The 24,767-nt window shown below is 35.2% G+C and carries 19 protein-coding genes and 1 tRNA gene; 14 read left to right on the plus strand and 6 right to left on the minus strand.

Going from position 1 to position 24,767, the window contains the following annotated elements; translation table 11 throughout:
* Positions 1-206 precede the first annotated feature (206 nt).
* From GQ589_RS10570 to tkt, 6 genes are all read left to right on the plus strand, one after another.
* The gene (locus GQ589_RS10570) at positions 207-527 is read left to right on the plus strand and encodes a hypothetical protein (protein WP_160426076.1); all 321 of its coding nucleotides are present in this window, start codon (positions 207-209) and stop codon (positions 525-527) included.
* Between the two features lie 310 nt (positions 528-837).
* Positions 838-1,080 carry a FeoA family protein gene (locus tag GQ589_RS10575; RefSeq protein ID WP_160399662.1) on the plus strand — a complete coding sequence of 81 codons (243 nt, stop codon included), beginning with the start codon at positions 838-840 and terminating at the stop codon, positions 1,078-1,080.
* Entirely contained in the window at positions 1,077-3,401 is a 2,325-nt protein-coding gene (gene feoB, locus GQ589_RS10580; RefSeq protein WP_160426078.1) for a Fe(2+) transporter permease subunit FeoB, read from the plus strand. Before GQ589_RS10575 ends, feoB begins: the two co-directional genes overlap by 4 nt.
* Positions 3,402-3,477: 76 nt before the next feature.
* Positions 3,478-3,714 (plus strand): FeoC-like transcriptional regulator, encoded by a 237-nt coding sequence (locus GQ589_RS10585; protein ID WP_160426080.1) that lies wholly within the window; start codon positions 3,478-3,480, stop codon positions 3,712-3,714.
* Positions 3,715-3,978: 264 nt separating this feature from the next.
* Positions 3,979-4,929: a transaldolase gene (tal, locus tag GQ589_RS10590; RefSeq protein ID WP_160399665.1), complete on the plus strand. Its 951-nt coding sequence runs from the start codon at positions 3,979-3,981 to the stop codon at positions 4,927-4,929.
* 137 nt (positions 4,930-5,066) lie between these two features.
* Entirely contained in the window at positions 5,067-7,073 is a 2,007-nt protein-coding gene (gene tkt, locus GQ589_RS10595) for a transketolase (RefSeq protein WP_160426082.1), read from the plus strand.
* Positions 7,074-7,288: 215 nt separating this feature from the next.
* On the opposite strand, the gene GQ589_RS10600 is transcribed toward tkt, so the two are convergent.
* From GQ589_RS10600 to GQ589_RS10620, 5 genes are all read right to left on the minus strand, one after another.
* Positions 7,289-8,677, minus strand: coding sequence for an MATE family efflux transporter (locus GQ589_RS10600; RefSeq protein WP_160426084.1), 1,389 nt, complete (start codon positions 8,675-8,677; stop codon positions 7,289-7,291).
* Between the two features lie 8 nt (positions 8,678-8,685).
* A complete protein-coding gene (gene rimO, locus GQ589_RS10605) occupies positions 8,686-10,002 on the minus strand; it encodes a 30S ribosomal protein S12 methylthiotransferase RimO (protein WP_160399668.1) in 1,317 nt (438 codons plus the stop codon).
* Between the two features lie 565 nt (positions 10,003-10,567).
* Positions 10,568-11,260, minus strand: coding sequence for a hypothetical protein (locus GQ589_RS10610; RefSeq protein ID WP_160426086.1), 693 nt, complete (start codon positions 11,258-11,260; stop codon positions 10,568-10,570).
* A complete protein-coding gene (locus tag GQ589_RS10615; RefSeq protein WP_160412894.1) occupies positions 11,241-11,969 on the minus strand; it encodes a hypothetical protein in 729 nt (242 codons plus the stop codon). The genes GQ589_RS10610 and GQ589_RS10615 overlap by 20 nt, the downstream gene beginning before the upstream one ends.
* Before the next feature lie 448 nt (positions 11,970-12,417).
* Positions 12,418-13,341 (minus strand): siderophore ABC transporter substrate-binding protein, encoded by a 924-nt coding sequence (locus tag GQ589_RS10620; protein WP_160426087.1) that lies wholly within the window; start codon positions 13,339-13,341, stop codon positions 12,418-12,420.
* Between the two features lie 167 nt (positions 13,342-13,508).
* Here GQ589_RS10620 and GQ589_RS10625 point away from each other — a divergent pair, with 167 nt between their 5' ends.
* A complete protein-coding gene (locus GQ589_RS10625; protein WP_160426089.1) occupies positions 13,509-15,488 on the plus strand; it encodes a TonB-dependent receptor domain-containing protein in 1,980 nt (659 codons plus the stop codon).
* Between the two features lie 595 nt (positions 15,489-16,083).
* Positions 16,084-16,773, plus strand: a complete 690-nt coding sequence (locus tag GQ589_RS10630) for an endonuclease (RefSeq protein ID WP_160426091.1) — start codon at positions 16,084-16,086, stop codon at positions 16,771-16,773.
* A gap of 375 nt (positions 16,774-17,148) precedes the next feature.
* Here the strand turns inward: GQ589_RS10630 and GQ589_RS10635 are convergent.
* Positions 17,149-17,225 (minus strand) — tRNA-Val (locus tag GQ589_RS10635).
* A gap of 274 nt (positions 17,226-17,499) precedes the next feature.
* Between GQ589_RS10635 and recQ the strand changes: the two genes are divergently transcribed.
* From recQ to panC, 6 genes are all read left to right on the plus strand, one after another.
* Positions 17,500-19,329, plus strand: a complete 1,830-nt coding sequence (recQ, locus tag GQ589_RS10640; protein WP_160426093.1) for a DNA helicase RecQ — start codon at positions 17,500-17,502, stop codon at positions 19,327-19,329.
* Positions 19,330-19,437: 108 nt separating this feature from the next.
* Positions 19,438-20,655: a hypothetical protein gene (locus tag GQ589_RS10645; protein WP_160426099.1), complete on the plus strand. Its 1,218-nt coding sequence runs from the start codon at positions 19,438-19,440 to the stop codon at positions 20,653-20,655.
* A 38-nt stretch (positions 20,656-20,693) separates the two neighbouring features.
* Positions 20,694-21,869 carry a M20 family metallopeptidase gene (locus tag GQ589_RS10650; protein ID WP_370519439.1) on the plus strand — a complete coding sequence of 392 codons (1,176 nt, stop codon included), beginning with the start codon at positions 20,694-20,696 and terminating at the stop codon, positions 21,867-21,869.
* A 95-nt stretch (positions 21,870-21,964) separates the two neighbouring features.
* Positions 21,965-22,807, plus strand: a complete 843-nt coding sequence (locus GQ589_RS10655) for a Rossmann-like and DUF2520 domain-containing protein (protein ID WP_160412860.1) — start codon at positions 21,965-21,967, stop codon at positions 22,805-22,807.
* On the plus strand, positions 22,804-23,658 hold the full coding sequence (gene panB / locus GQ589_RS10660; RefSeq protein ID WP_160426095.1) for a 3-methyl-2-oxobutanoate hydroxymethyltransferase: 855 nt from the start codon (positions 22,804-22,806) through the stop codon (positions 23,656-23,658). Before GQ589_RS10655 ends, panB begins: the two co-directional genes overlap by 4 nt.
* Before the next feature lie 5 nt (positions 23,659-23,663).
* Complete coding sequence (gene panC / locus GQ589_RS10665) at positions 23,664-24,518, plus strand: pantoate--beta-alanine ligase (RefSeq protein WP_160426097.1); 855 nt, start codon at positions 23,664-23,666, stop codon at positions 24,516-24,518.
* Positions 24,519-24,767 lie beyond the last annotated feature (249 nt).

Below are 24,767 nucleotides of genomic sequence, written 5' to 3' on the forward strand. Positions count from 1 at the left end.
AATATGCTAAAGCTAGGAAAAATGATCCTGAATCCTTTGGGAATAACGTGCCCCAAAAATTAGCTGAGTTACATAAACTGTTTGACCGGATTAAGCCGCGTGATAAGCCTATAGCCCATAAAAAAACCTAGGATTTCAATCAATTTTTTGGTATTTTTATACAAATATATTTATTGTTGAATAATGTCGTTGAAACAGATTTATACATGAAAAATGAATTAAAAAATAAAATCTTACAGAATAGAGATGATTCAATAGAAGATACTTTTTGTTATTCACTATTTGAAAAAGGTTTTTTTTATTCCAATTTAATTGAACTCATGCTCGAAAATGTAGAAAAATATATATATCTAGCAAAAAATGATATTGACATAAAAGATTTTTTAATTTGGATTTGTCAATGCGTAGATCAGTGTTTCATTTCTCACCATGATATAGATGACTATTATATTATAAAAAACTATTCTTCTGAAATTGAAAGTAAATGGATTAATGACTGGAAAAAAAAGCTACAGTCACTAATTTAAAAAAGAAAAAATTCAATAAAATCAATATGTTTTCTGACTGATTTTTATGCGGGAAAATGCCTGTTTTTATTATCATAATCAAAAATGTTGATATTATTGATTTTCTCTACTTATAAATATGAAATAGGATGCATCTAAGGTTTTATATCTAACGGTTAGGCATTTTTGCGATTTTTTTACTCTTTATTTATTGTTATTGAGAATAATTCGCATTTTTAAACTAAAAATAACGTTGATTTTTTTTAAAATAAGCATATTTGATTTTATACGATTGCTTTTATCAATATTATCGTCATTTTTAGGAAGCATAATGTCATCTTTTACTCTTAATCAATTACCTTTAGGGCACGAGGCGGTGATTACTCGATTGTTACCCGAATCGTTGCCTTTTCGTCGAAAGTTACTTTCAATGGGTATTACGCCCGGTTGCAAGGTTATGGCTGTGCGTATTGCCCCTCTTGGTGATCCAATTGAAATTAAAATGCGTGGTTTTTCACTTTGTTTGCGTTGCAAAGAAGCACAAGCTATTGAAGTGATGGAGGTAAAAGCGTGAAAATAGCGTTAATTGGTAATCCAAACTGTGGTAAAACAACGTTGTTTAATTTATTAACTGGTTCAAAACAACGTGTAGGAAATTGGCCCGGTGTGACAGTTGAGCGTAAAACGGGCGTTTTTACTTATCATAATCAACAATATGAGGTTATAGACTTACCTGGTACTTATTCAATCGAACCTGATCCTCTTTGTGTGTCGCAAGATGAACTTATTGCTCGTCAGTTTGTGTTGTCTGAACAGGATAGTGTTATTGTCAATATTATTGATGCCACGAATTTACAGCGTAGTTTGTATTTGACTTGTCAGCTAATTGACTTACAACTGCCAATGATAGTCGTTTTGAATATGTGTGATGCACTTAAAGCCATGGGGGAACAGGTTAATATCGATAGGTTATCAACGTTATTGGGTTGCCCAGTCGTTGCGATATCATCCACCAAAAAAACAGGATTGGTGTATTTTTATCAAAACATTGAATCAATGGTAAGCCATCCACAGCTTGTGCAACCGTCGATAGATTTACTTAGTGATGAGGCACAAGCGGTGATTAGTTGTTATATTGACGAATTGCCTAAAGAGAGTGTGGTGCGTCAGTTTAATCGTTGGCAATTGATGGATGTGTTATTAGATGATTCTCGTTGTAATTTGCCACAATTGGATCGTGAAGTGTTAGCAAATTGTCGATTATCGCTCGCAACATGGTGTGATAACGAAATTGATATCGCACTAGCTAGCGCCCGTTATGACACCATTGATGCAATTTGTAAAAAAGTGATTGATAAACCGCGTGAGTTTAATAGTCGGTTTTCTAATTTGCTGGATAATATAACTTTGGGTCGTCTGACAGGGATTCCATTTTTTTTGTTAGCCATGTATGCCATGTTTATGCTGGCGACTAATTTTGGCGCAGTTTTTGTTGATTTTTTTGATGTGCTTTGTGGCTCGATTTTTGTTGATGGCACGGCTGAACTTCTTCATGCTATCAATGCTCCTAATTGGCTTACGGCGATTTTAGCTAATGGCGTTGGTCGAGGAATTCAAACGGTTTCGACCTTTATTCCAGTCATTAGCGCAATGTTTTTGGGATTATCGTTTTTAGAAGATTCGGGGTATTTAGCACGTGCTGCAATGATGGTAGATCGTGTCATGCGTTGTGTTGGTTTGCCTGGTAAAGCGTTTGTGCCAATGTTAGTCGGATTTGGCTGTGGCGTGCCAGCGATTATGGGGACTCGAACGTTAGAAAGTACACGCGATCGTATTATGTCAATTTGTATGATCCCTTTTATGTCTTGTGGGGCCAGATTGCCAGTGTATGCTTTATTTGCGGCGATATTCTTCCCTAAAAATGCCGCCATTGTGGTATTTGCTTTATATTTATTGGGTATAGCAGTGGCAATGGTAACGGGGTTTGTGCTCAAATTTACCTTATTAAAAGGTCCTCTCACACCATTTATTATGGAAATGCCTGTTTATCGCATTCCAACATTGCACAACTTAGTTAGTTTGACTTGGCAGCGTTTAAAGTCGTTTGTTTTTAGGTCAGGTAAGGCCATTGTGTTAATGGTGACAGTATTAAGTGTACTTAATTCATGGGGCAGTGATGGTTTGTTTAAGCATGAAAGTTCGCAAGATTCTATGCTTTCTGTTGTCAGTCAAACTATTACGCCAGCTTTTGCACCGATGGGCATTAAACACGATAATTGGCCAGCAACAGTGGGAATTTTTACGGGTATTTTTGCTAAAGAATCGGTCATTGCAACATTGAATTCGCTTTATTCGATGAATGACGATAGTGAACAAACTAAGTCATGGAGTTTATCGCAAGATATTTGCGATGCGCTAGCCACAATTCCTAAAAATTTGGCTAGTTTATCTGATGCAGTTTTAGATCCGTTAGGTGTTTCTAATGTTTCTCAGGATGTTGATTCGCTCCAATCTGATTTAGCGGTGGATTCGACAACTGTTTCACAAATGAAATATGCATTTGGCTCATCTTCAGCTGCGATGAGTTATTTGATTTTTATTTTACTTTATACGCCTTGTGCTGCAGCACTAGGTGCCGTGTACCGCGAGGCTGGCTTTAAATGGACTTTATTTGTAGCCATTTGGACTTTTAGCATAGCATGGCTAATGGCAACCGTTTATTATCAATTTACGTTGCTTGGGCATTCGCCTGTGGCAGTTTGGTGGTTGTTGGGATGCGGTACATTTATTGTTGTTGCATTATTGTCCATGCGTGCTTTTGGGCGATATTTATCTTTTAATCAACACATCGTGTCTAATTTATCTGATGATAAAAAAACAACATGTTGTCAATAAATTTGTTAGGTTAATTTGTAAAACATTATATAGAGGAAAAATACGCAGGGTAACGCCTGCGGTTTTAATTATAGCCATGTTAATAACATCAATTCGTGATTATGTGCAGTTAAAAGGTCGTGCATCTTTGCAAGATATTGCACGTCATTTCCGCTTACCAGAAAGTGCTGTTACTCAAATGCTGGCTTTTTGGATTAAGAAGGGGACGATAAAGTTAGCAGAGCAAAATCAACCGCTATTTTGCCAAACAAATCAGTGTCATTCTTGTTCAAGTTGTGACTTTACCCACCACGTTGAATATGTTTGGAGTTAATTATTTTGCTGTTTTGCGGAAAAAAAGCTAATTTTATTTTGTGATTCAGTTCACATAATTGAATTTATTTGAACGATAGAAACAGCAATAATAAACCGCTCAATAAAAAAATTTATTTTGATAAAGCCTTATGCTAGCTAATTTTATTCACATTTAGTGATATTTGTTTATTATCGACTATATAGTGATGACAAAGTCGTTTTATTATTGAATAAATGTTATTATGCTTCCATTGAAACAAAACGCTGTATGAGGACAAATAGTATGAGTCAATTAGATGAGTTTAAAAAGCTAACCGTAGTGGTCGCCGATACAGGTGATATCGATTCGATTAAACAGTTTTCGCCTGAAGATGCAACAACTAACCCTTCTCTTGTTTTAAAAGCAGCACAACTTCCTCAATATCGTTATTTAATTGATTCTGCTGTGCAAACTGCTAAAAAGTTAGGTGGTAGCAAAGAAGAACAATTAGTTAATGCATGTGATCAGGTTGCGGTTAATATTGGTGCAGAGATTTTAAAAAGCGTTCCGGGGCGAATTTCGACCGAAGTTGATGCCCGTTTGTCTTTTGATAAACAAGGCTGCATTGAAAAGGCTCGTAAAATAATCTCACTTTATAAAGAAAAGGGCATTGATAAGTCCCGTATCTTAATTAAAATCGCATCAACGTGGGAAGGTATTAAAGCAGCAGAAGTGCTTGAACAAGAAGGTATCAATTGTAATTTAACGTTATTGTTTTCATTCGCTCAGGCTCGTGCATGTGCTGAAGTAAATGCCTTTTTAATTTCGCCTTTTGTTGGTCGCATTTATGATTGGTATCAAGCTAAAAAGCCAATCGACCCTTATGTGGCAGATGAAGATCCGGGTGTTGTTTCTGTTCGTAATATCTTTAATTATTATAAACAACATGGTTATAAAACCATTGTGATGGGAGCAAGTTTCCGTAAAGTTGATCAGATTTTAGCGTTAGCTGGGTGTGATAGGTTGACAATTTCACCTAATTTACTGGCCGAAATGCAACAATCAAATGCCCCTGTTGTTCAAAAACTCAACCCAAATCAATCTGTAGTGGCTCGTCCTGCCCCTATGACTGAAGCTGAATTTAGATGGCAACATAATAGTGATGCTATGGCCGTTGAAAAACTTGCTGAAGGCATTCGTGCTTTTGCCGTTGACCAAGGCAAATTAGAAGACATGATTAGCACACTGCTATAATTATTTAAAATAATTGGGGAGTTTGCTCCCCATTTTTATACAATTTCCTTTCGTTAATTTGACTAACGATTTTGCAAGTGATGTTAACCTTGCAGGTATTAACGAATTTTAACTCAAAATTTTTTGGAGATGATGACATGAATGCAACCACACTATCTCACCGCGAACTGGCGAATGCGATAAGGGCATTAAGCATGGATGGCGTGCAAAAAGCAAAATCGGGGCATCCTGGTGCACCTATGGGGATGGCGGATATGGCTGAAGTGCTTTGGCGTGGCTTTTTAAAACACAATCCAACTAATCCTAAATGGGCTGATCGTGACCGTTTTGTTTTATCAAATGGTCATGCGTCTATGTTGATCTATAGCCTATTGCATTTAACGGGTTATGATGTGACGATTGATGATCTTAAAAATTTCCGTCAGTTGCATTCAAAAACTGCAGGCCATCCTGAATATGGTTATGTGCCAGGTGTTGAAACAACTACAGGTCCATTAGGCCAAGGTATCGCTAATGCTGTAGGTATGGCAATCGCTGAAAGAACATTAGCAGCTCAATTTAATAAAGCAGGTCATACTATTGTTGATCACCATACTTATGTGTTTATGGGCGATGGCTGTATGATGGAAGGAATCTCGCACGAAGTGTGTTCATTAGCGGGTACATTAAAACTTGGCAAACTCATTGCATTTTATGACGATAATGGTATTTCAATTGATGGTGAGGTTGAAGGTTGGTTTACCGATGATACAGCAAAACGTTTTGAAGCTTATGGTTGGCATGTTATTCGTGGTATTGATGGTCATGATGCTGACGCCTTAAAAGAAGCGATCGAACAAGCGCAAGCAGTAAGTGATAAACCATCGTTACTAATGTGTAAAACAGTGATTGGATTTGGTTCACCAAATAAAGCTGGTAGCCATGAAAGCCACGGCGCACCATTAGGCGATGCCGAAATCGAAGCTACCCGTAAAGCACTAGGTTGGAATCACCCAGCGTTTGATATTCCTAAAGACTATTATGATGCTTGGGATGCCAAAGCAAAAGGTAAACAACGCGAAGACGAATGGAATGCTCGTTTCGACGCTTATGCTAAGGCTTACCCTGATTTAGCCAAAGAATTTAAACGTCGCGTTAATGGTGACCTACCAGCAGATTGGTCACAAATCGCTAACGATGTAGTCAATAAACTACAAGCAAACCCAGCAACAATTGCCACTCGTAAAGCATCACAAAATGCTATCGAAGCCTTTGCTCCTGCATTACCTGAGTTTTTAGGTGGTTCAGCAGATTTAGCACCAAGTAACTTAACCATGTGGTCAGGCTCTAAAGAAATTTTAGCTAATCCTGATGGTAACTATATCCATTATGGTGTGCGTGAGTTTGGTATGTCAGCGATCATGAACGGTATTGCATTGCATGGAGGATTTATTCCTTATGGCGCAACATTCTTAATGTTTATGGAATACGCACGTAATGCTATTCGTATGGCCGCATTAATGAAAATCCGTTCATTATTTGTCTATACACACGATTCAATTGGTTTGGGGGAAGACGGACCAACGCATCAACCTGTTGAGCAAATGGCTAGCTTACGGGTAACTCCAAATGTTAGCACTTGGCGTCCTTGCGACCAAGTCGAGTCAGCAATTGCTTGGCAATATGCGATTGAACGTAAAGATGGTCCGACGGCATTGATCTTCTCAAGACAAAATCTTAAACAACAAGATCGCACAGCTCATCAATTAGCTGATGTATATCGTGGTGGTTATATCTTAAATGATTGTACAGGTACTCCTGAATTAATTATTATCGCGACAGGTTCAGAAGTTGAGCTTGCTGTTGAAGCGTATCAACAATTGACACAAGCGGGTAAAAAAGTACGCGTAGTGTCAATGCCATCAACTGATGCATTTGATAAACAAGATCAAGCTTATAAAGAATCAGTATTACCATCATCAGTATCAGCAAGAATTGCAATTGAAGCGGGTATTAGTGATTACTGGTATAAATATGTAGGGCTTAATGGCAAAGTAATTGGTATGACTAGTTTTGGCGAATCAGGTCCAGCTGATCAATTATTCAAAGAATTTGGCTTTACTGTCGAAAATGTTATTGCTCAGGCAAATAGCTTATTAAAATAGCCTATTAGACAGACAAAAAAGCCATCAACATGACGTTGATGGCTTTTTTCGTTATTTAATAACCAAAAATTAGAATGTAATACGAAAGGTAATACTTTGATTGTAAAATCGTATATAAAAAGTGTTAGCCAATATTAAAAACACCTAACACTTAGGTTATGACTGATTTTCTAATCTAAAATATTTTGAATATAAAATATATATTAAAAAAACAATTATCGAGAAGCTCGTTTTAAAATTACTGCCGTTGGTTGTTTTTGTATATAGATCATTCTCGCCATTAATAAAATCGCTGCTACAGCAAGTCCCGAAATAATGCCTATCCAAAAACCTGCAGCTCCAATTGGTTTGATAATTAGATCGGTCAATCCTAGTATATAACCAACTGGTAATCCCACAACCCAATATGAAATGAGCGTGATAAAAAAGATACTTTGTGTATCTTTGTAACCACGGAGTACATTACTTGCCACAACTTGCAAATAGTCAGATGCTTGATAGATAGCTAATAAGATAATAAGCTGTAAACAAATGGCAATAACAGTTGCCTCATTAGTAAATAATGTAATTATTGGTGTTTTAAAGATAACTAAAATTAAGGCGACAATGATAGCTAAAGCCAAAGATATCGCTAAACTGATATAAGCAGTTTGCTTGGCTAATGCTGGTTTTTTTTTGCCCAGTAAATAACCAACGCGAATGCTCGTTGCCACTCCAAGGGATAATGGTATGGCAAAGGTTAAACTGCTGATAGTAAAAATAATTTGGTGAGCAGCAACGGTTATGGGTCCTAGTGGTGCAATTAATAAAGCGATTACAGCAAATAGGCTCATTTCAAAAAAATAAGCTAGCGCCAGTGGTGTACCTAACAGAATCACTTTTTTGATTATTGTAAAATCAATTAACTTGGCGATGGGTGTTTTTCGAATATCGCGTTGGGTTGGGGAAGTTAATGTGTATATACGAATTAAAATAAACATTAACCAAAATATAATTGATGCAGTAATACCACAACCTACACCACCAAAAGCAGGAAGGCCTAATTTTCCATAAATTAATATATAATTGATCGGAATGTTAGCAAGTAGGGCAATAAAAATAATAACCATTGCTGGCTTAGTATTAGATAACCCCTCGCATTGGTTACGATAAACTAAAAATAATAAAAATGCGGGTATTCCCCACATAATAGCCCGTAAAAATGACACCGCCACGTCAAACATTTCAGGATCAATTGGGTGATCTGCTGAGCTTCTTAAACCGATTATTTTGTCAGAATGATATAAAATTAACATCATAATGACAGATAAAAACAGCGCAATCACCACGCCTTGTCGAGTGTGTCCTGCGACTTGCTCTCGTTTAGCTGCGCCGTTTAGATTTGAAATAATTGGAGTTAAAACGGTTAGTAATCCTTGACCAAATAAAATTGTTGGTAACCAAATCGAAACCGCAATAGCCACTCCTGATAGGGCGGTTTTACTATAATTCCCTGCCATAATGGTATCGACAAAAGTAATTGCGGTTTGCGATACTTGTGCAATCAACACAGGAACTGCTAATTTAACCAGATTTTTTACTTCATGTTTATAATGTTGTTTCATGGTGTTAATTAACGTTTAACCGTTCCCCATAGATCGTACTCATCGGAATGCTCAATGTTAACCTGAACAATATCACCGACTTTGACTTGGTTTTCTTCGTTTAGATAAACAACGCCATCAATTTCAGGGGCATCAGCCATGCTACGGCCTATAGCACCTTCTTCATCAACTTCGTCAATAATAACAGCCAAAGTTTTGCCTATTTTAGCTTGTAATTTTTGTGTTGAGATTTTTTGCTGTAATTGCATAAAGCGATCAAAACGTTCTTGTTTGATGGCTTCAGGAATTTGATCAGCAAGTTTATTAGCCTCAGCACCTTCAATAGGACTATATGGAAAGCAACCTACGCGATCTAACTGTGCTTGCGACAAAAAGTCGAGTAGTAATTCAAAATCTTGTTCTGTTTCGCCAGGATAACCAACAATAAAGGTTGAACGCAGCGTAATATCGGGGCATATTTCTCGCCATTTATGGATGCGTTCTAGGGTTCTTTCAATGGTTCCTGGTCGTTTCATTGATTTTAAAACTGCTGGGCTTGCATGCTGTAATGGCACATCTAAATAAGGCAAGATCTTACCATCTGCCATTAATGGAATAAGATTATCAACACTAGGGTAAGGGTACATATAGTGCAATCTGACCCAAATACCTAAGTTAGCTAATTGTTCGCAAAGGGTTTGGATATCGGTTTTTAATGGGGTTCCATTCCAAAAATTAGTACGATTTTTGATATCGATACCATAAGCTGAAGTATCTTGAGCAATAACCAATAATTCTTTAACGCCACTGTCGGCTAGTCGTTTTGCCTCATCTAAAACATTGCCGATTGGTCGGCTAACCATATCACCACGCAAAGAAGGGATAATACAAAATGTACAGCGATGATTACAGCCTTCCGAAATTTTAAGATAGGCATAATGTTTTGGTGTTAATTTAACCCCTTGGCTTGGAACTAAACTAGTAAAAGGATTATATTCGGGTTTAGGGGCATATTTATTCACATGGCTTAGAACTGCTTCATAGCTATGTGGACCAGATATTTCAAGAACTTTTGGGTGAACAGTTCTAATTTGATCTTCTTTTGCGCCAAGACAACCCGTGACTATAACCTTACCGTTTTCATTCAATGCTTCACCGATCGCTTCGAGTGATTCTTGCACGGCACTGTCAATGAATCCACAAGTATTAACAATAACCAAATCGGCATTGTCATAGCTAGGTACCACTTGATATCCCTGCGTGCGCAGTTCGGTTAAAATTCGTTCAGAATCAACTAAGTTTTTAGGACAGCCAAGGCTCACAAATCCAATTGTAGGGGGTGACATATTCATAGTATTTATAATAGTGTTTTATATTTTATGAGGTAATGTTTGAGAATTTAATAAACTACATTTATTAATTGTTATTTACAAATCAAAATGAAGTCGTCATTTTATCACATTTCATTATAGTTGATACATCGATTTTATAATTTGAAATGTATATTAATAATGTGTAGGAAAATGCCAAGTTGTTTACACTTCATGATTAAAATAATCTTCTAAATACTCACAAGGTATTTTCTTTAAATGCTTTATGGGTTTAAAGGTATTATAAAAATTAATAAAGGGTTTGAGCTTTTGTTTTTCTTTTGAATTGCTAAATATTTGCTGATTATGCCATATCTCTATTATTTAAGTTCATATCTCTCTTTCGGCTTTTCCATTGGTTTGTGGTCTGACCGTTTTGGTAAATTTTTGATTGATACGATGGATATAACACGTTTTAACAAATAGATGTTCACCAGTACTTTGTGTCGATCCTATAAATAAATTTGTGTATTTACCATATTTGTACTCAATTAGAGTAGTTCAAAAATAGGTAAATACACAGGGGCTATTAATTTATTATCTATTCAGTAATCACTGACTCTAACGACGGATATCGTACAATAACGTCTTTCAATTTTTTATGGTTATTTAGAATTAATTTGTTATTTTCTAATAATTCAATTGCTGGTTTGAACAATATCTCTTCAATATTATCAGAATTAATTTCCATAAGCTCAACACTGTAATTCCAGCAAGTAATATCTTTATAATTATCATAATCTAAAGATAAGACACAATTATTTTCATCATCAATAAAAGTAAACTTACCTGGCATATCAGAAAAATATTCACTTTCACTTATTGGATACCTAAAGTATGAATCTTTATATAACTTATCTTCCCAATAAATAATATGGATTAATGGGAATGGCGTTTTACTTATCGACTCATTAAAAACGGAATCTCCGCTAAAAGATAGCTGAAAGCTCAAATAACCAGAAATTGCTGTTTTAGATTTTATCTTTAAAATTGGTAAAGAGAGCCCAACCCACTCATAAAATAAATCGTTATTTATCATTTTGGGCATATTACTTGTTTTACTCGTTGGATCTACCTTATATTCCTTAGAATTTTCTTTGAAGCAAGGACTGATTTTATCCAAAATAGCTGCTTTTAAAAGTTCTATTTCATGAGCAAATTTATTCAATTCATTGAAAGCATTAGTAATTGCAATACCTTTCGTTCTAGCTATACTATTTTTCATCGTTAACATTAAAGTTGTTCCTTATTGAAGATTTATCACTTTTAATTATTTGATATTGATACGTGTTTTTAAAGCTTGAATCTATTTTCAGATTTAAGCTAGTAAAAGATTTGAATAGTCTAAAATCAAAACAATTCAAGAAACTAATTAAATCATTTAAATAACGTTTTAGTTTTTTATTATTAACTTGAGGCTTAATTTTCCTTATTTTTTCTAAAAAGTTTAACCATGTTAGGCCTTTCCAATTTTTATCTGGACTTGCTTTTTCGGAATTAAACGTATCAATTCGATTAGCTAAATAAACTAAATAAGATGCTCCCTTTTCTTTGGGGATTTTAAAGGCCTTCCACTCTCTTTCAATCTGATCCTCTCCAAAAGAATAAGTGCCCCATTTTAACTCAAATATATAAATTTCATTTTTACCATTTACATTGAATTCAAAGACTATATCTGGTTCAGTTGTTCTATTTTCACCTTTGAATGTATGCTTCTTAGACGGCCAAAAATCAATTTTAGCTTTTACATTCAAATTCACATCATCACTTAAATTAGTTTTAATTCCCGCTATAGATGTAATAAAAAAGTAAATATCTTCATCTTGAAAATAACATAACGGACCAAATATAGTTGATGTAATTATATCTTCTCGTGGTATTCTAATATTATCATACTCTTTCAAAAGTTTGAGACTTTTTTTCATAATAACTGCGTGTAACATTTTATTTATTTCCTTAATATTCTCATACTATAAATTGCACGAAAACGCTGAGTTGTTTACACTTCATGATTAAAATAATCTTCTAAATACTCACAAGGTATTTTCCTTGAAATCGCTTTATGAGGTTTAACGGTATTATAAAAATTAATAAGCGTTTAAGCTTTTGCTTTCTTTTGAATTGCTAAATATTTACTGATTATGCCACATCTCTATTAAAGTTCGTATTACTCTTTCAGCTTTTCTATTTGTTTGTGGATAAGTGGGTTTGGTAAATTTTTGATTGATACGCTGGTTATTATACGTTTTAAAAAAACATTAGAAAATAACTAATTAATTTGAATAAAAGACTTATTGGTTGAATGTTGTTGAGTAACATAAAATAAAGCCTTTATTTAGAATAAAGGCTTTTGGAAAGAATAGGAAGATAAACTTACTAATTAAGTTAATACTATTTTAATGCATTAGCGACTTCGTCTATTTGACGATTTATGCTTTCTGCCCCTCCACCTGACAAATACCAAAGATCAGGGGTTAAATAGACAACCTGTGTCTTGCTTTTATTTAGAACGTGTTGCGAAAAATAGTGTTCAGCCATACCTTGTTTACCGATTGCTTTACTACGATCAACAACAAAGATAACATCAGGTTTGACTGATTTAATGTAATTATCATCAACAAAAATTGGTTTTGGCTTGCCTATTGCGTTATTTGCTGGTGTAACGGTGAGGGGGACAGCACGTTTAACATCTAGTACGTCGTGAATCAATGCTGCACTTGAGCTTGAATTGATAAGAATCATCTTTCCATCGTTATGAATAACAACAATCGCTTTTTTAGCGCTGGATTGAGCTAAGGCTTGTGTATTTTGGATTTTTTCATCTAATGATTGAATGATATTATCTGCTTTGCTTTCTGTTTCTGTAATTTTGGCTAGCACTTGAATATGATTTTTGGTTGATTCAACGTAATTTTTAGCATCAACACTTAAATTAATAACAGGGGCAATTTTTGATAAATCTTCGGACTTACTTGCTTGGCGACCATCAATAATAATCAGATCGGGTTTAGTTTGTTTAATTGCATTAATATCAGGTTCTTTCATATTGCCAGTATCAGCGATTGAAGACTTATTAAATTGTTGTAAGTAAGATGGTGTTACTGATCGAGGAATAGCTGTAACGATCGAACCTTTACCTAATGCATCTAACGTATCTAATGCACCATAATTCATTACCACCACTTTTTTAGGTGCTTTAGGCACCACTATCGTTTGATTATCAGCAGTTATATTCATTGTTGATGATTGGCATCCTGTTAAGCCTAACACAATTACTGCAATACTACTCAAAAGTAACTTTTTTTTATTGTTCATATCAATTTTCTCATGTTATTTACAAATGATAATCATTATTATTTGTAAAAATGGAAATGTCCAGCACTAAATAATTTTTAAAGATATTGATAATCATTATCAAATGCTGTAATGTGCTATGAATTATAAAACAATAAATATCATTATAAATAATGGGGTTATAATAGATGAAAACAAAAAAGAAGTTTAAATTGGCAAAACATGTCATCAATACGGGCATTTTGTTGTCATTATCAAGCACTGCTATAGCGGCTAGCAATTCGGATACTGACACCATGGTTGTGACTGCATCGGGGTTTTCTCAGCAAGTAAAAGAAGCGCCTGCAACTATTTCGGTTATTACGCCTAAAGAGATCGAAAATAAACCTTATCGTGATGTGACTGATGCATTAAAAGATATCCCTGGAGTCACCGTTTCGGGCGGTGGGGACTCAACAGATATCAGTATCCGCGGTATGGATGCCAAATACACCATGATTTTAATTGATGGTAAAAAAGTCAGCACACGTGAAACAAGACCAAATAGCGATAACTCAGGTTTTGAACAAGGTTGGTTACCGCCATTAACTGCCATTGAACGTATTGAAGTAGTACGAGGACCTATGTCATCGTTATATGGTTCTGATGCAATGGGAGGGGTTATTAATATCATCACCAAAAAAGTATCTGATAAATGGCATGGTGGTGTACGTTTAGAATCGGTCATACCATACCGCTCGGCAGAAAAAAACACTTATACTGGCAGTTTTTCAACTTTAGGACCACTGATTGACGATATCTTAGGTATCCAACTTTATGGCCAATATTCTAAGCGTAATGAAGATAAATTTTTAAGCGGTCATGCTGAGCAAAAATTGCGCAGTATAAATGGCAAACTTTCATTAAATGCTACCGACACACAAAAATTTGATCTCGATTTTGGGCGTGCATTACAAAATAGTAAATCAACAGGTGGCAAGACAAGACCTATTTCTAGAGGTGATTTCCTTCGTGATAATCGTCGCAACACCTTTGCGCTAACACATAATGGTCTATTTGGCGATGTATCAACAACTTCATTTGTTGCTTATGAAGGTAATAATAATCCAGAAAGAAAAATGAAAATTCGCAATACCGATGTTGATACTCGTGTTACTATTCCTTTTAGCATTAACATGCTTACCATTGGTGGTAAATACAATTACCAAGAGCTACACGATAAAGGTAATCAGTTAAATAAATCGATCACTAAAATTGATCGTTGGAATTATGCCCTATTTGCTGAAGATGAGCTAAGACTACTAGACAACTGGAGCCTAACATTAGGATTACGTTATAACAAAGACGAAAATTATGGTAGCAACTGGAATCCAAGAGTTTACAGCGTGTGGAATATTGATGACAGCTTCACCTTAAAAGGCGGTTATTCAACAGGTTTTGCAACACCACAATTACGTCAAGTCGTCTCTGATTGGGGGCAAGTAACGGGCGGAGCAGGTACGGGGAATAAAGGTATGATTATGGGTAACCCAGATTTAAAACCTGAAAAATCCGATAACTTCGAAATTGGTGTTGGTTACACCAACGATTATGGTGTTGATGCATCGGCTACGGCGTTTTATACTAAATATAAAGACAAAATCCAAAGCTACTATATATGCCAAGGTCCAGCAGGAGGAGGCTTATGTCAAATAGCAGGATATCAAGAAAGATTTGATTTTGTCCAAGGGCGTGAAAATGTAGGTAAAGCCGATCTTAAAGGTCTTGAGCTTTCATTCAAAACACCTTTATTTACTGATTTCTTATTAAGTTCTAACTATTCTTGGACTAAAACTGAACAAAAAAGCGGTAAATATAAAGGACGATCTTTAAACCGCACACCTAAACAAAAATTCAACACCCAACTTGATTGGTATGCCTCACAGCAATGGGATTTATGGGCTAAAATGGCTTATTATGGCATGGAATCATCAAATAACCGTAATGGCACAAAAGTTGAATACCCAGGCTACACTTTCTGGGATATCGGTGCATCTTATCAAGTACACAAACAAGCTAAGATTTATGCTGGTGTTTATAATTTATTTGATAAAGATGTTAGTAACGAAGATTTCGGTAAAACCTTAGAAGGTCGACGTTATTTTGTCGGTACCGAAATTAATTTCTAACAAAACAATATATTAGTTTGAATTATTATTCTAAGGCAGCTTTAATATAGCTGCCTTATTTTTATAAATAATTTATTAGGTTAGGCTGTTATTTGTAAAAAAATCGGTCAGGAAAGATATTGATTTTATTGAAGTTTTTATTTAACTCTTTTTAAGCAAAAATTATCCTACATCAACAATAAGTTAACCTTGGATTCGCTCAGGCTGTTACTGACTTATTCAATTAATGCAATATTATCAACGTATTGTTTTAAACTTTCTACTTTACCTGTTGTTTTTGATGCTTTTTGTTTGAATTTAAGTTATTGAATTTTTAATAATATCACCTTGATTTATTTAATACCTGTTGATATATTAAAAGTTACTGGCGGGGTACTTTACCTTTGATTGGTTAATAGACTGGAAACAATACCAATATGATAAACAAGAGAATTAGGTATCCATGCATCCTTTTTCTCTTTCAATCCCTAGTTAAAAGCTGAGGGTTTATTTTATCAAGCTTCTTACTTGATAGTTGTTATTGCAGGATGCTCTACTATAAAAGTCGATGTTTTATATAACATATTAAATTTTATAGTTTTTGGATTTATTTTAAATGGATTTTATGAAAAAAATAGCTATCTTACTCTTATTTGTTCCGTTATTTGTTTATTCAGCACAGAATTTTAATTCAGCCAAAACACATCTAACAAAATTATATAAATCAAACCCTAATCAAACGACATTTTATTGCGGATGCGAATTTTCGTGGGTAGGTAAAAAAAGTGTTGTTGATTTTAGCAAGTGTGGGTACCAGCCAAGAAAAAATCAGGCTAGAGCTGAGCGTATTGAGTGGGAACACGTTATGCCTGCCGAGAATTTTGGTAGACACCTGACATGCTGGCAAGAAGGTGGGCGTAAAGCGTGCAAAAAAGATGCTACCTTTAATCAAATAGAAGGGGATATGCATAATTTACAACCCGCTATTGGTGAAGTGAATGGTGATAGATCTAATTATCGTTATTCACAATTTACTAAAGAATTTAATCAGTATGGACAGTGTAAAAGTGCTGTGGATTTTAAAGCTCGCATATTTCAGCCACGTAATGAAATTCGTGGAATGATAGCACGCACCTATCTTTATATGTCTGATAAATATAAAATCAATTTATCAAATCAAGAAAAGAAACTCATGATGGCTTGGAATCAAATGTATGCCCCTGAAAATTGGGAATGTGAGCGTAATGTGCATATAGCAAAAGTGCAGGGTAATGAGAATAAGTTTGTTACTGAACGGTGTAGGTAATAAATAAAAAAGATAATAGTATTATTTTTAAAACGGCAATCCCTGATGCGATTGCTGTATACTATGTGACATATTGTGGTTAAAATTTTTTATGCAATTTGGTTTGTTTCTTTATTGTAACTATGAACAACTCTTCAAAAGTTGGGCTTTTAAATCTATTTTTGAAATCCCAACCTATTCCACCTATTAAAATAAAGTCCCAGTTTTAAGCAAAAAAAACGTCAGAAAAGGTATTGATTTTATTGAATTTATTTTTTAGCCAAGTAAGCTAACAAACTACCTTCGGGTGGTTTGTTATTGCTATAGTTTTACCCTATGAATAAAATCTGAGTTTTAGGTAATCACTTTAAAGGCTTGTAAGATAAGGCTTTAGGATGGTACGCCCGGGTGGACTCGAACCACTGACCCCCACCATGTCAAGGTGATGCTCTAACCAACTGAGCTACGGGCGTATATTTGAAACACGTAAATATTAGCGGGCAAATCGGTTTGTATCAAGTAAAAAAATAAAAAATAGCTGTTTTTTTAATCTGTTGAACGAGATTGGTCGTATTATGAACATAATTTTTTCGATTTTAAAAAAATCCATAACATGATTATTCAATACATATTTTTTCTAAGAATTTTTTATGTTTGGAATGAATTGTAAGTTCATAGTGGTGTGTTTAACGTAATTTAGCTATACTCGACGCATTTCGTTAAACGTTCGTATGTATTTAGGTTTGTATGTCGATAAAAGATCAGATAGAAGATGTTCTACAAAATGTTTTTGGTTATAAGGCATTTAGAAACCAGCAAAGGGAAATTATTGAGTCTATTATCGATGGGCGTGACACTTTAGTTATTATTCCAACAGGGGGCGGTAAATCTTTATGTTATCAAATTCCTGCGGTTTTATTATCTGGTACTGCCATTGTTGTTTCGCCTTTAATTTCTTTGATGAAAGATCAGGTCGATCAATTATTAGCTAATGGTATTGATGCGGCATATCTTAATGCTTCTCAATCAACGACAGAACAACAAGAAGTTATCGAAAAATATTTAAATAAATCAATAAAATTGCTATATATCTCGCCTGAACGATTGGGTGTGCATAGTTTTTCTACTTTAATTAATGAACAACCACCTTCGTTAATTGCTATTGATGAGGCGCACTGTATTTCTCAATGGGGGCATGATTTTAGGCCTGATTATCGACAATTAGGACAATTTTCTACTCGTCTTCCTAATGTGCCGATCGTTGCCTTGACAGCTACAGCCGATAAGTTGACACAAGCTGATATTATGACTCAACTTAATCTGGTTGATCCGTTGGTTGTGGTAAGAAGTTTTGATCGACCTAATATTCGTTATACTGTCGCTGAAAAGTTTAATCAGATTGAGCAGGTTGTTTCTTTTGTTGAAACTCAAAAAGGTAATCCAGGTATTATTTATTGTTCAAGCCGTTCTCGGGTTGAAGATATAACGACGAAGCTCTCGGCTCGTGGTTTTTCGGTTATGGCCTATCATGCTGGCTTGTCTAACGAAGAGCGCCAACAAGCACAAGATGCTTTTTTAAAAGATGATGTGCAAATTATTGTTGCCACCGTTGCATTTGGTATGGGGATTAATAAACCCAATGTGCGCTTTGTTGTACATGCGGATTGTCCGCGAACGATTGAAGCTTATTATCAAGAAACAGGCCGAGCAGGGCGTGATGGCGTACCGGCAGAAGCGATACTGTTGTTTAATAATAAAGATCTTGAGTGGTATCAGAAAAAAACTATCGAAAAAAAGGATGGTAAGCATAAAGATGTAGAATTACAAAAGATCAATGCGATGGCCGCTTTTGGACAAAGTTTGACTTGTCGGCGTACTGTTTTGCTTAATTATTTTGGCGAAGAACGAACTGAACCTTGTAATAACTGTGATATTTGTTTGTATCCTCCAGAACTTTATGATGGTTTAATTGATGCTCAGAAAGTTTTATCTTGTGTTTATCGTGTTCAGCAGCGTTATGGGGCGCAATATATCATTGATGTTTTAAGGGGCTCGGGTCGTATTCACATTAAAGAAATGGGGCATAATAAATTATCGGTTTATGGTATCGGTAAGCAACACTCATCAAGCTATTGGCTTAGTGTTATTAGGCAGCTGGTTTATTTGGGGTATTTAAGCCAAAATATATCAACCTATACAACGCTTCAATTAACACAAAAAGCTCGTTTAATACTTAGAGGTGAAATTCCATTATCATTGGCTAAACCTCGTTTAGAACTTGTGAAGAAAAGCCGCATAAATCGATATGCAAGATCCATTAATTTAACAACGATTTTATCTTATGAAGAGCGAATTTTATTTAACAATCTTAGGCGATTGCGTAAAGATATTGCTGATGTCGAAAATGTGCCGCCATATGTTATTTTTAGTGATGCGACATTACTAGAAATGGTTCAAACTAAACCTGAAAGTAAAAAGCAGTTAATTAACATTACAGGCGTAGGTAAAATTAAGTTAGAAAAATATGGTAATTTGTTTTTAGATGAGATAAATGAATTTATGGTAAAAGTTTTGTAACATTTTTGTACAAATTACATATAATAACCATTCTTAGAAAGTTTTGATTATTTTGAAAATTATAATCAACCAATAAAAATGGAGATTTTTATGTCAACAATGAATAATATGCCACAGATGCTTGCGTTAGTGTTGTTGCTGATAATTCTTTATATTGGCGATATGGTTTCAACGCGAACTAAAGCTTGGATCCCTTCTGTTTTTGTTTGTGCAATACTTTTTTTAGTCGGTTATTGGACGTTCTTCCCCGCCGATATTGTTGCTAGAGCAGGTATTCCCCCAGTAGTTGCTGTTATGTTTATGTATTTATTGATTGTGAATATGGGGACGTTATTATCGGTAAAAGAGTTATTACGTCAATGGAAAACCATCTTAATTTCGCTTGCTGGTATTGCAGGTATCGTTATTTTTGCTTTTTTTGTTGGTTATCTATTTTTTGATTTTAATACTACTATTGTTGCTATTCCACCTTTGGTTGGTGGTATTGTTTCGGCGATTATTATGGCTAAAGGGGCAACTGACGCAGGATTAGCTGAATTGGCGGTTTTTGCTATTATTATTTATATAATGCAAGGCTTTATTGGTTATCCTCTTACTTCAATTATGCTTAAACGTGAAGGTAAAAGAGTTTTAAAACAGTATCATGAGGGCACTTGGAAGTCAGATGTTGAGGAAAAATCTAATTTAGATAAACATGATGATGTCTTAACTGATGAAAACCCGATGCCTCGCTTATTTGCAAAGATTCCTGCTCAATATAATTCTTCTTATTTCATCTTTTTACGCATTGCCATTGTTGGCTTTTTAGCTTACAGCGTGTCTGAAGTGTTAAAACCGGTTATAACAATAAATGCGTTTGTACTTTGTTTGCTGTTTGGTGTTATAGCTTCTTCATTCGGCTTTTTAGAGCGCCATCCATTAAAAAAAGCAGGTGGATTTGGTTTAGCCGTAATGGGACTGATGTTATTTGTTTTTGATACATTAAATCGTGCTACGCCAGAAATGCTACTTCGCCTTGTTACGCCTTTAGTTGTGTTTATTTTGGCGGCGGTTATTGGTATGTTTATTTTTTCAATAGTTGTCGGTAAGTTACTGAAAGTAAGTACTGAAATGGCATTTTCGATTGCTCTTACTGCATTATATGGATTCCCAGCAGATTATATTATTACTAACGAAGTGATTAATCATTTAACCAAAGATCCAAAAGAAAAAGAGGTACTCACAAGCCACATGTTAGCACCAATGTTAATCGGTGGTTTTATTTCTGTGACAATTGTTTCGGTTATTTTAGCCGGCATAATGGTTAGTATGATTGTTGGTCATTAATATGACTAAATAAATTAAAATTTAAAGGTAAAAAGATGATAAATCAGAATATAAAAACACTAATTAAACAACATGTAAGTGAAATGATAGCCTTTCGTCGTGATTTGCATAAACATCCAGAATTACCATGGGAGGAGTTTAGAACTACCGATAGAATAGCAGAAGAATTAGATAAAATCGGTATTCCTTATCGCCGAACTGAGCCAACTGGAATTATTGCTGATATCGAAGGTGGCAAATCCGGTAAAAGAATTTTGCTTAGAGCGGATATTGATGCTTTACCCGTACAAGAGTTAAGCCAAAATATCGATTATAAATCAACTATCGATGGCAAAATGCATGCGTGTGGTCATGATACTCATGCTGCAATGTTATTAACTGCGGCAAAAGCGCTTTGGGCTATTCGTGATCAATTAAAAGGTAATGTAAGACTTGTTTTTCAACCAGCAGAAGAGGTAGCTCAAGGTGCTAAAGGTATGATAAAACAAGGTGTGTTAGAAGATGTTGATAGTGCTTTTGGTATGCATATTTGGGCGCTAATGCCTGTCGGCAAAGTCTCTTGTGTTGTCGGTTCCAGTTTTGCGTCTGCCGATTTGTTAACAGTTAGATTTAAAGGCAAGGGTGGACATGGTTCTATGCCTCATGATACTGTTGATGCTGTAATGGTTGCTTCGGCATTTGTTATGAATGTGCAGTCTATTGTTTCTCGTGAAATAGCACCATTGGATCCTGCGGTTGTGACAATTGGGCGAATGGATGTAGGAACGCGTTTTAATGTTATTGCTGAAAATGCTGTTTTGGAAGGTACTGTTCGTTGTTTTAATATCGCAGTGCGAGACAAAATTGAAGCTGCGATCCGTCGTTATGCAAATCAAGTTGCCGCAATGTATCGTGCAACAGCTGAAGTTGAATATATTTATGGTACTTTACCTGTCATTAATGATAAAGAAAGTGCCTTGCTTGCTCAAGATGTGATTGTTCAATCTTTTGGTAAAGATGCGCTTTATTTTGAAGCTCCAACAACAGGCGGTGAAGATTTTAGTTATTATACTGAAAACATTCCTGGTGCATTTGCATTAGTCGGTTCTGGCAATCCTGATAAAGATACTCAATGGCCACATCATCATGGTTGTTTTAACGTTGATGAAGATGGTATGACTGTTGGTGCAGAATTTTATGCACAATACGCTTGGGCATATTTAAATAAAAACTAATCTTAAAAAAATCCAACCATTAAATCGATTTGATTAGTGGTTGGTTTTTGTTTTTTTAGTTATAATGCGACAATTATAAAAAATATATAATCATTATGGTGATTGGTTTTATTGGCGCAGGTAAAGTAGGCTGCACTTTAGCTAAGTATTTTTCTTTGTGTGGTATGCAGGTCGCTGGGTTTTATAGTCGATCTTATGAACAAGCTAAAGTCGCAAGTGAATTTACTCTAAGTCGGGCATATTCAACGTTAGACAAGCTAGTGAGAGATTGTGATTGTCTGTTTTTGACAGTGCCAGATCATCAAATAGCCGTTGTTTGGCAAACGCTTTGTCAGTTACCTATTGACAATAAATGGGTCGGTCATTGCAGCGGATTATTGACATCAAACGTATTTATATCTCGTCAAGCGGTTCATCCTTTTGCATTTTCTTTGCATCCTTTATATGCAATCTATGATCGATTTGATTGTTATCACGCCATGTCAAAAGTGTTTTTTACGCTTGAGGCAAATGAACCAGCTATTTCTCAATTACAACAAGTTTTTAAACCATTAAAAAATCCTATGGCGATACTGTCGGCTGATAAAAAACCGCTTTATCATGCGGCTTGTGTAATGCTTAGCAATCAGGTTATCGCATTAGCTCAAATAGGAAGTGATTTATTCGCAAAATGTGGGCTTGATGTTGAATTTAGTCAACAAGCTTGGCATATGTTATTTTTAGATAATGCAAAAAATCTTTGCAAAGAGGGGACAATTGCCGCTTTAACGGGTCCTATTGAACGTGCTGATGTTGAAACAATAAAAGAGCATTTAGCTGTCATACCAACTGATGTTAAACCGTTGTATAAGCAATTATCCTCAATTTTAGTTAATCTTAGTCGTAAAAAACATCCAAATAAGGACTATCGACAATTAGAATTGGAGTTGTTACCTTGAAAAACACTATCCTTACACTACAAAAACGTAAACAAAATAAACAAAAAATTACTATGTTAACGGCATATGATTATACAACTGCCAAATTGATGGACGAAAGTGGCGTAGATTGTTTGTTGGTTGGCGATTCTTTAGGCATGGTAATGCTAGGCTATGATAGTACTGTATCGGTAACTATGGAAGATATGATTCACCATTCTAAAGCTGTTGCAAGGGCGGCTAAAACGGCTTTTGTTGTCACAGATTTACCTTTTATGTCTTATCACGCTTCGGTATATGATGCCGTTTTTAATGCTGGACGTTTAGTTAAAGAAGGGCAGGCTCAAGCTGTTAAACTTGAGGGGGGGCAAGCTTTTTGTGAGCATATTAAAATGATCACACAAGCTTCTATTCCTGTTATTGCACACATTGGATTAATGCCGCAATCAGTGCTTGCTTTAGGTGGCTATAAAGTTCAAGGCAAAGAATATCAACATGCTAAAAATATTATTCTTGATGCATTAGCTGTTGAACAAGCGGGCGCGGTTGCAATACTACTTGAATGTGTTCCTGCTGATTTAGCTAAATTTATTTCTGAATTAGTTAGTGTTCCAACTATTGGTATTGGTGCAGGGGGTGGTTGTGATGGGCAAGTGCTTGTTTATCAAGATATGCTTTCTATGTATGATGGTGTTTCATCAAAATTTGTTAAATCTTTTGCACCAATTGGTGAACAAATGAAAAAAGCGTTTTCCGAGTATTGTGAAGAAGTGAAGGAACAGCAATTCCCTGCTTCAGAGCATGAGTTTGCAATTGATAACGAAATAATGGTAAAACTTAAATCTGAGTTTTCAATAGGTCATAAAGGGTAACTAAAATGAACGTTGTAACAACTATTGAACAAGTGCGTAAGCAAGTCAAAGCTTGGCGTCAAGCTGGTTGCAGTGTTGGACTTGTGCCAACTATGGGGTATTTGCATGAAGGGCACCAAAGTTTAATGGCAGCGGCTAAAAAAGATAATCAAAAAGTTATTGTTACTATTTTTGTTAATCCGATACAGTTCGGTCCTTCAGAGGATCTTGCTAGCTATCCTCGTGATCTTGAGCGAGATAAAATCGCCTGCGAGCAGATGGGAGTCGATCTTATTTTTTGCCCGTCAGCGAGTGAAATGTATGATGCTAACTTCAATAGCTATGTTGATGTTAATGATTTAACCGATGCGCTTTGTGGCAAAAGAAGACCTGGTCATTTCAAAGGTGTGTGTACGGTAGTAACCAAATTATTTAATATTACTCAACCTGACCGTGCTTATTTTGGACAAAAAGATGCTCAACAACTTGCGGTGATTAAACGTATGGTTGATGATTTAAACTTTAATGTTGATATTATAGGCTGTCCAATTGTACGTGAAGCGGATGGTTTAGCCAAAAGCTCTCGCAATAGCTATTTATCAGATGCCGAACGTAAAGCTGCAGTTTGTTTATATCAGGCTATTGAATGTGCTAAAGATAAAATTAAACAAGGTGAAAAATCAGTAGCTACAATAACCCAAGCTATGCATAACGTAATAGTAAAGCAATTACTAGCTAAAGTTGATTATATTGAATTTGTTGATTTAGCTGCCTTGAAACCAGTAGACTCTCTTGAGCAAGACAGCTTATGTGCATTAGCCGTGTATATTGGTAAAACACGATTGATTGATAATTTTATTTATCAACATAGTGGTAGATAAAAGTTATTTTTTATTCATATTGGAACTATTAAGATAATTAATGTTTTAATTGCATGAATTTCTTGCGTTATTTATAGTAATTTAAAAAATTACAGTAATAAATAAACATAAAAAACAAAATTAACACCCTATCACAAGCAAAAGATAGGGTATCTATATCATAATGTAACGGTCAACAAAACTTGGAGACAATCTTAGGCCGTTTTTAGTAATTTGTATTCAAATTCTACAGGTGAAATAAATTCCAGT

The organism is Gilliamella sp. Pas-s27, from assembly GCF_009795865.1.
GTDB lineage: Bacteria > Pseudomonadota > Gammaproteobacteria > Enterobacterales > Orbaceae > Gilliamella.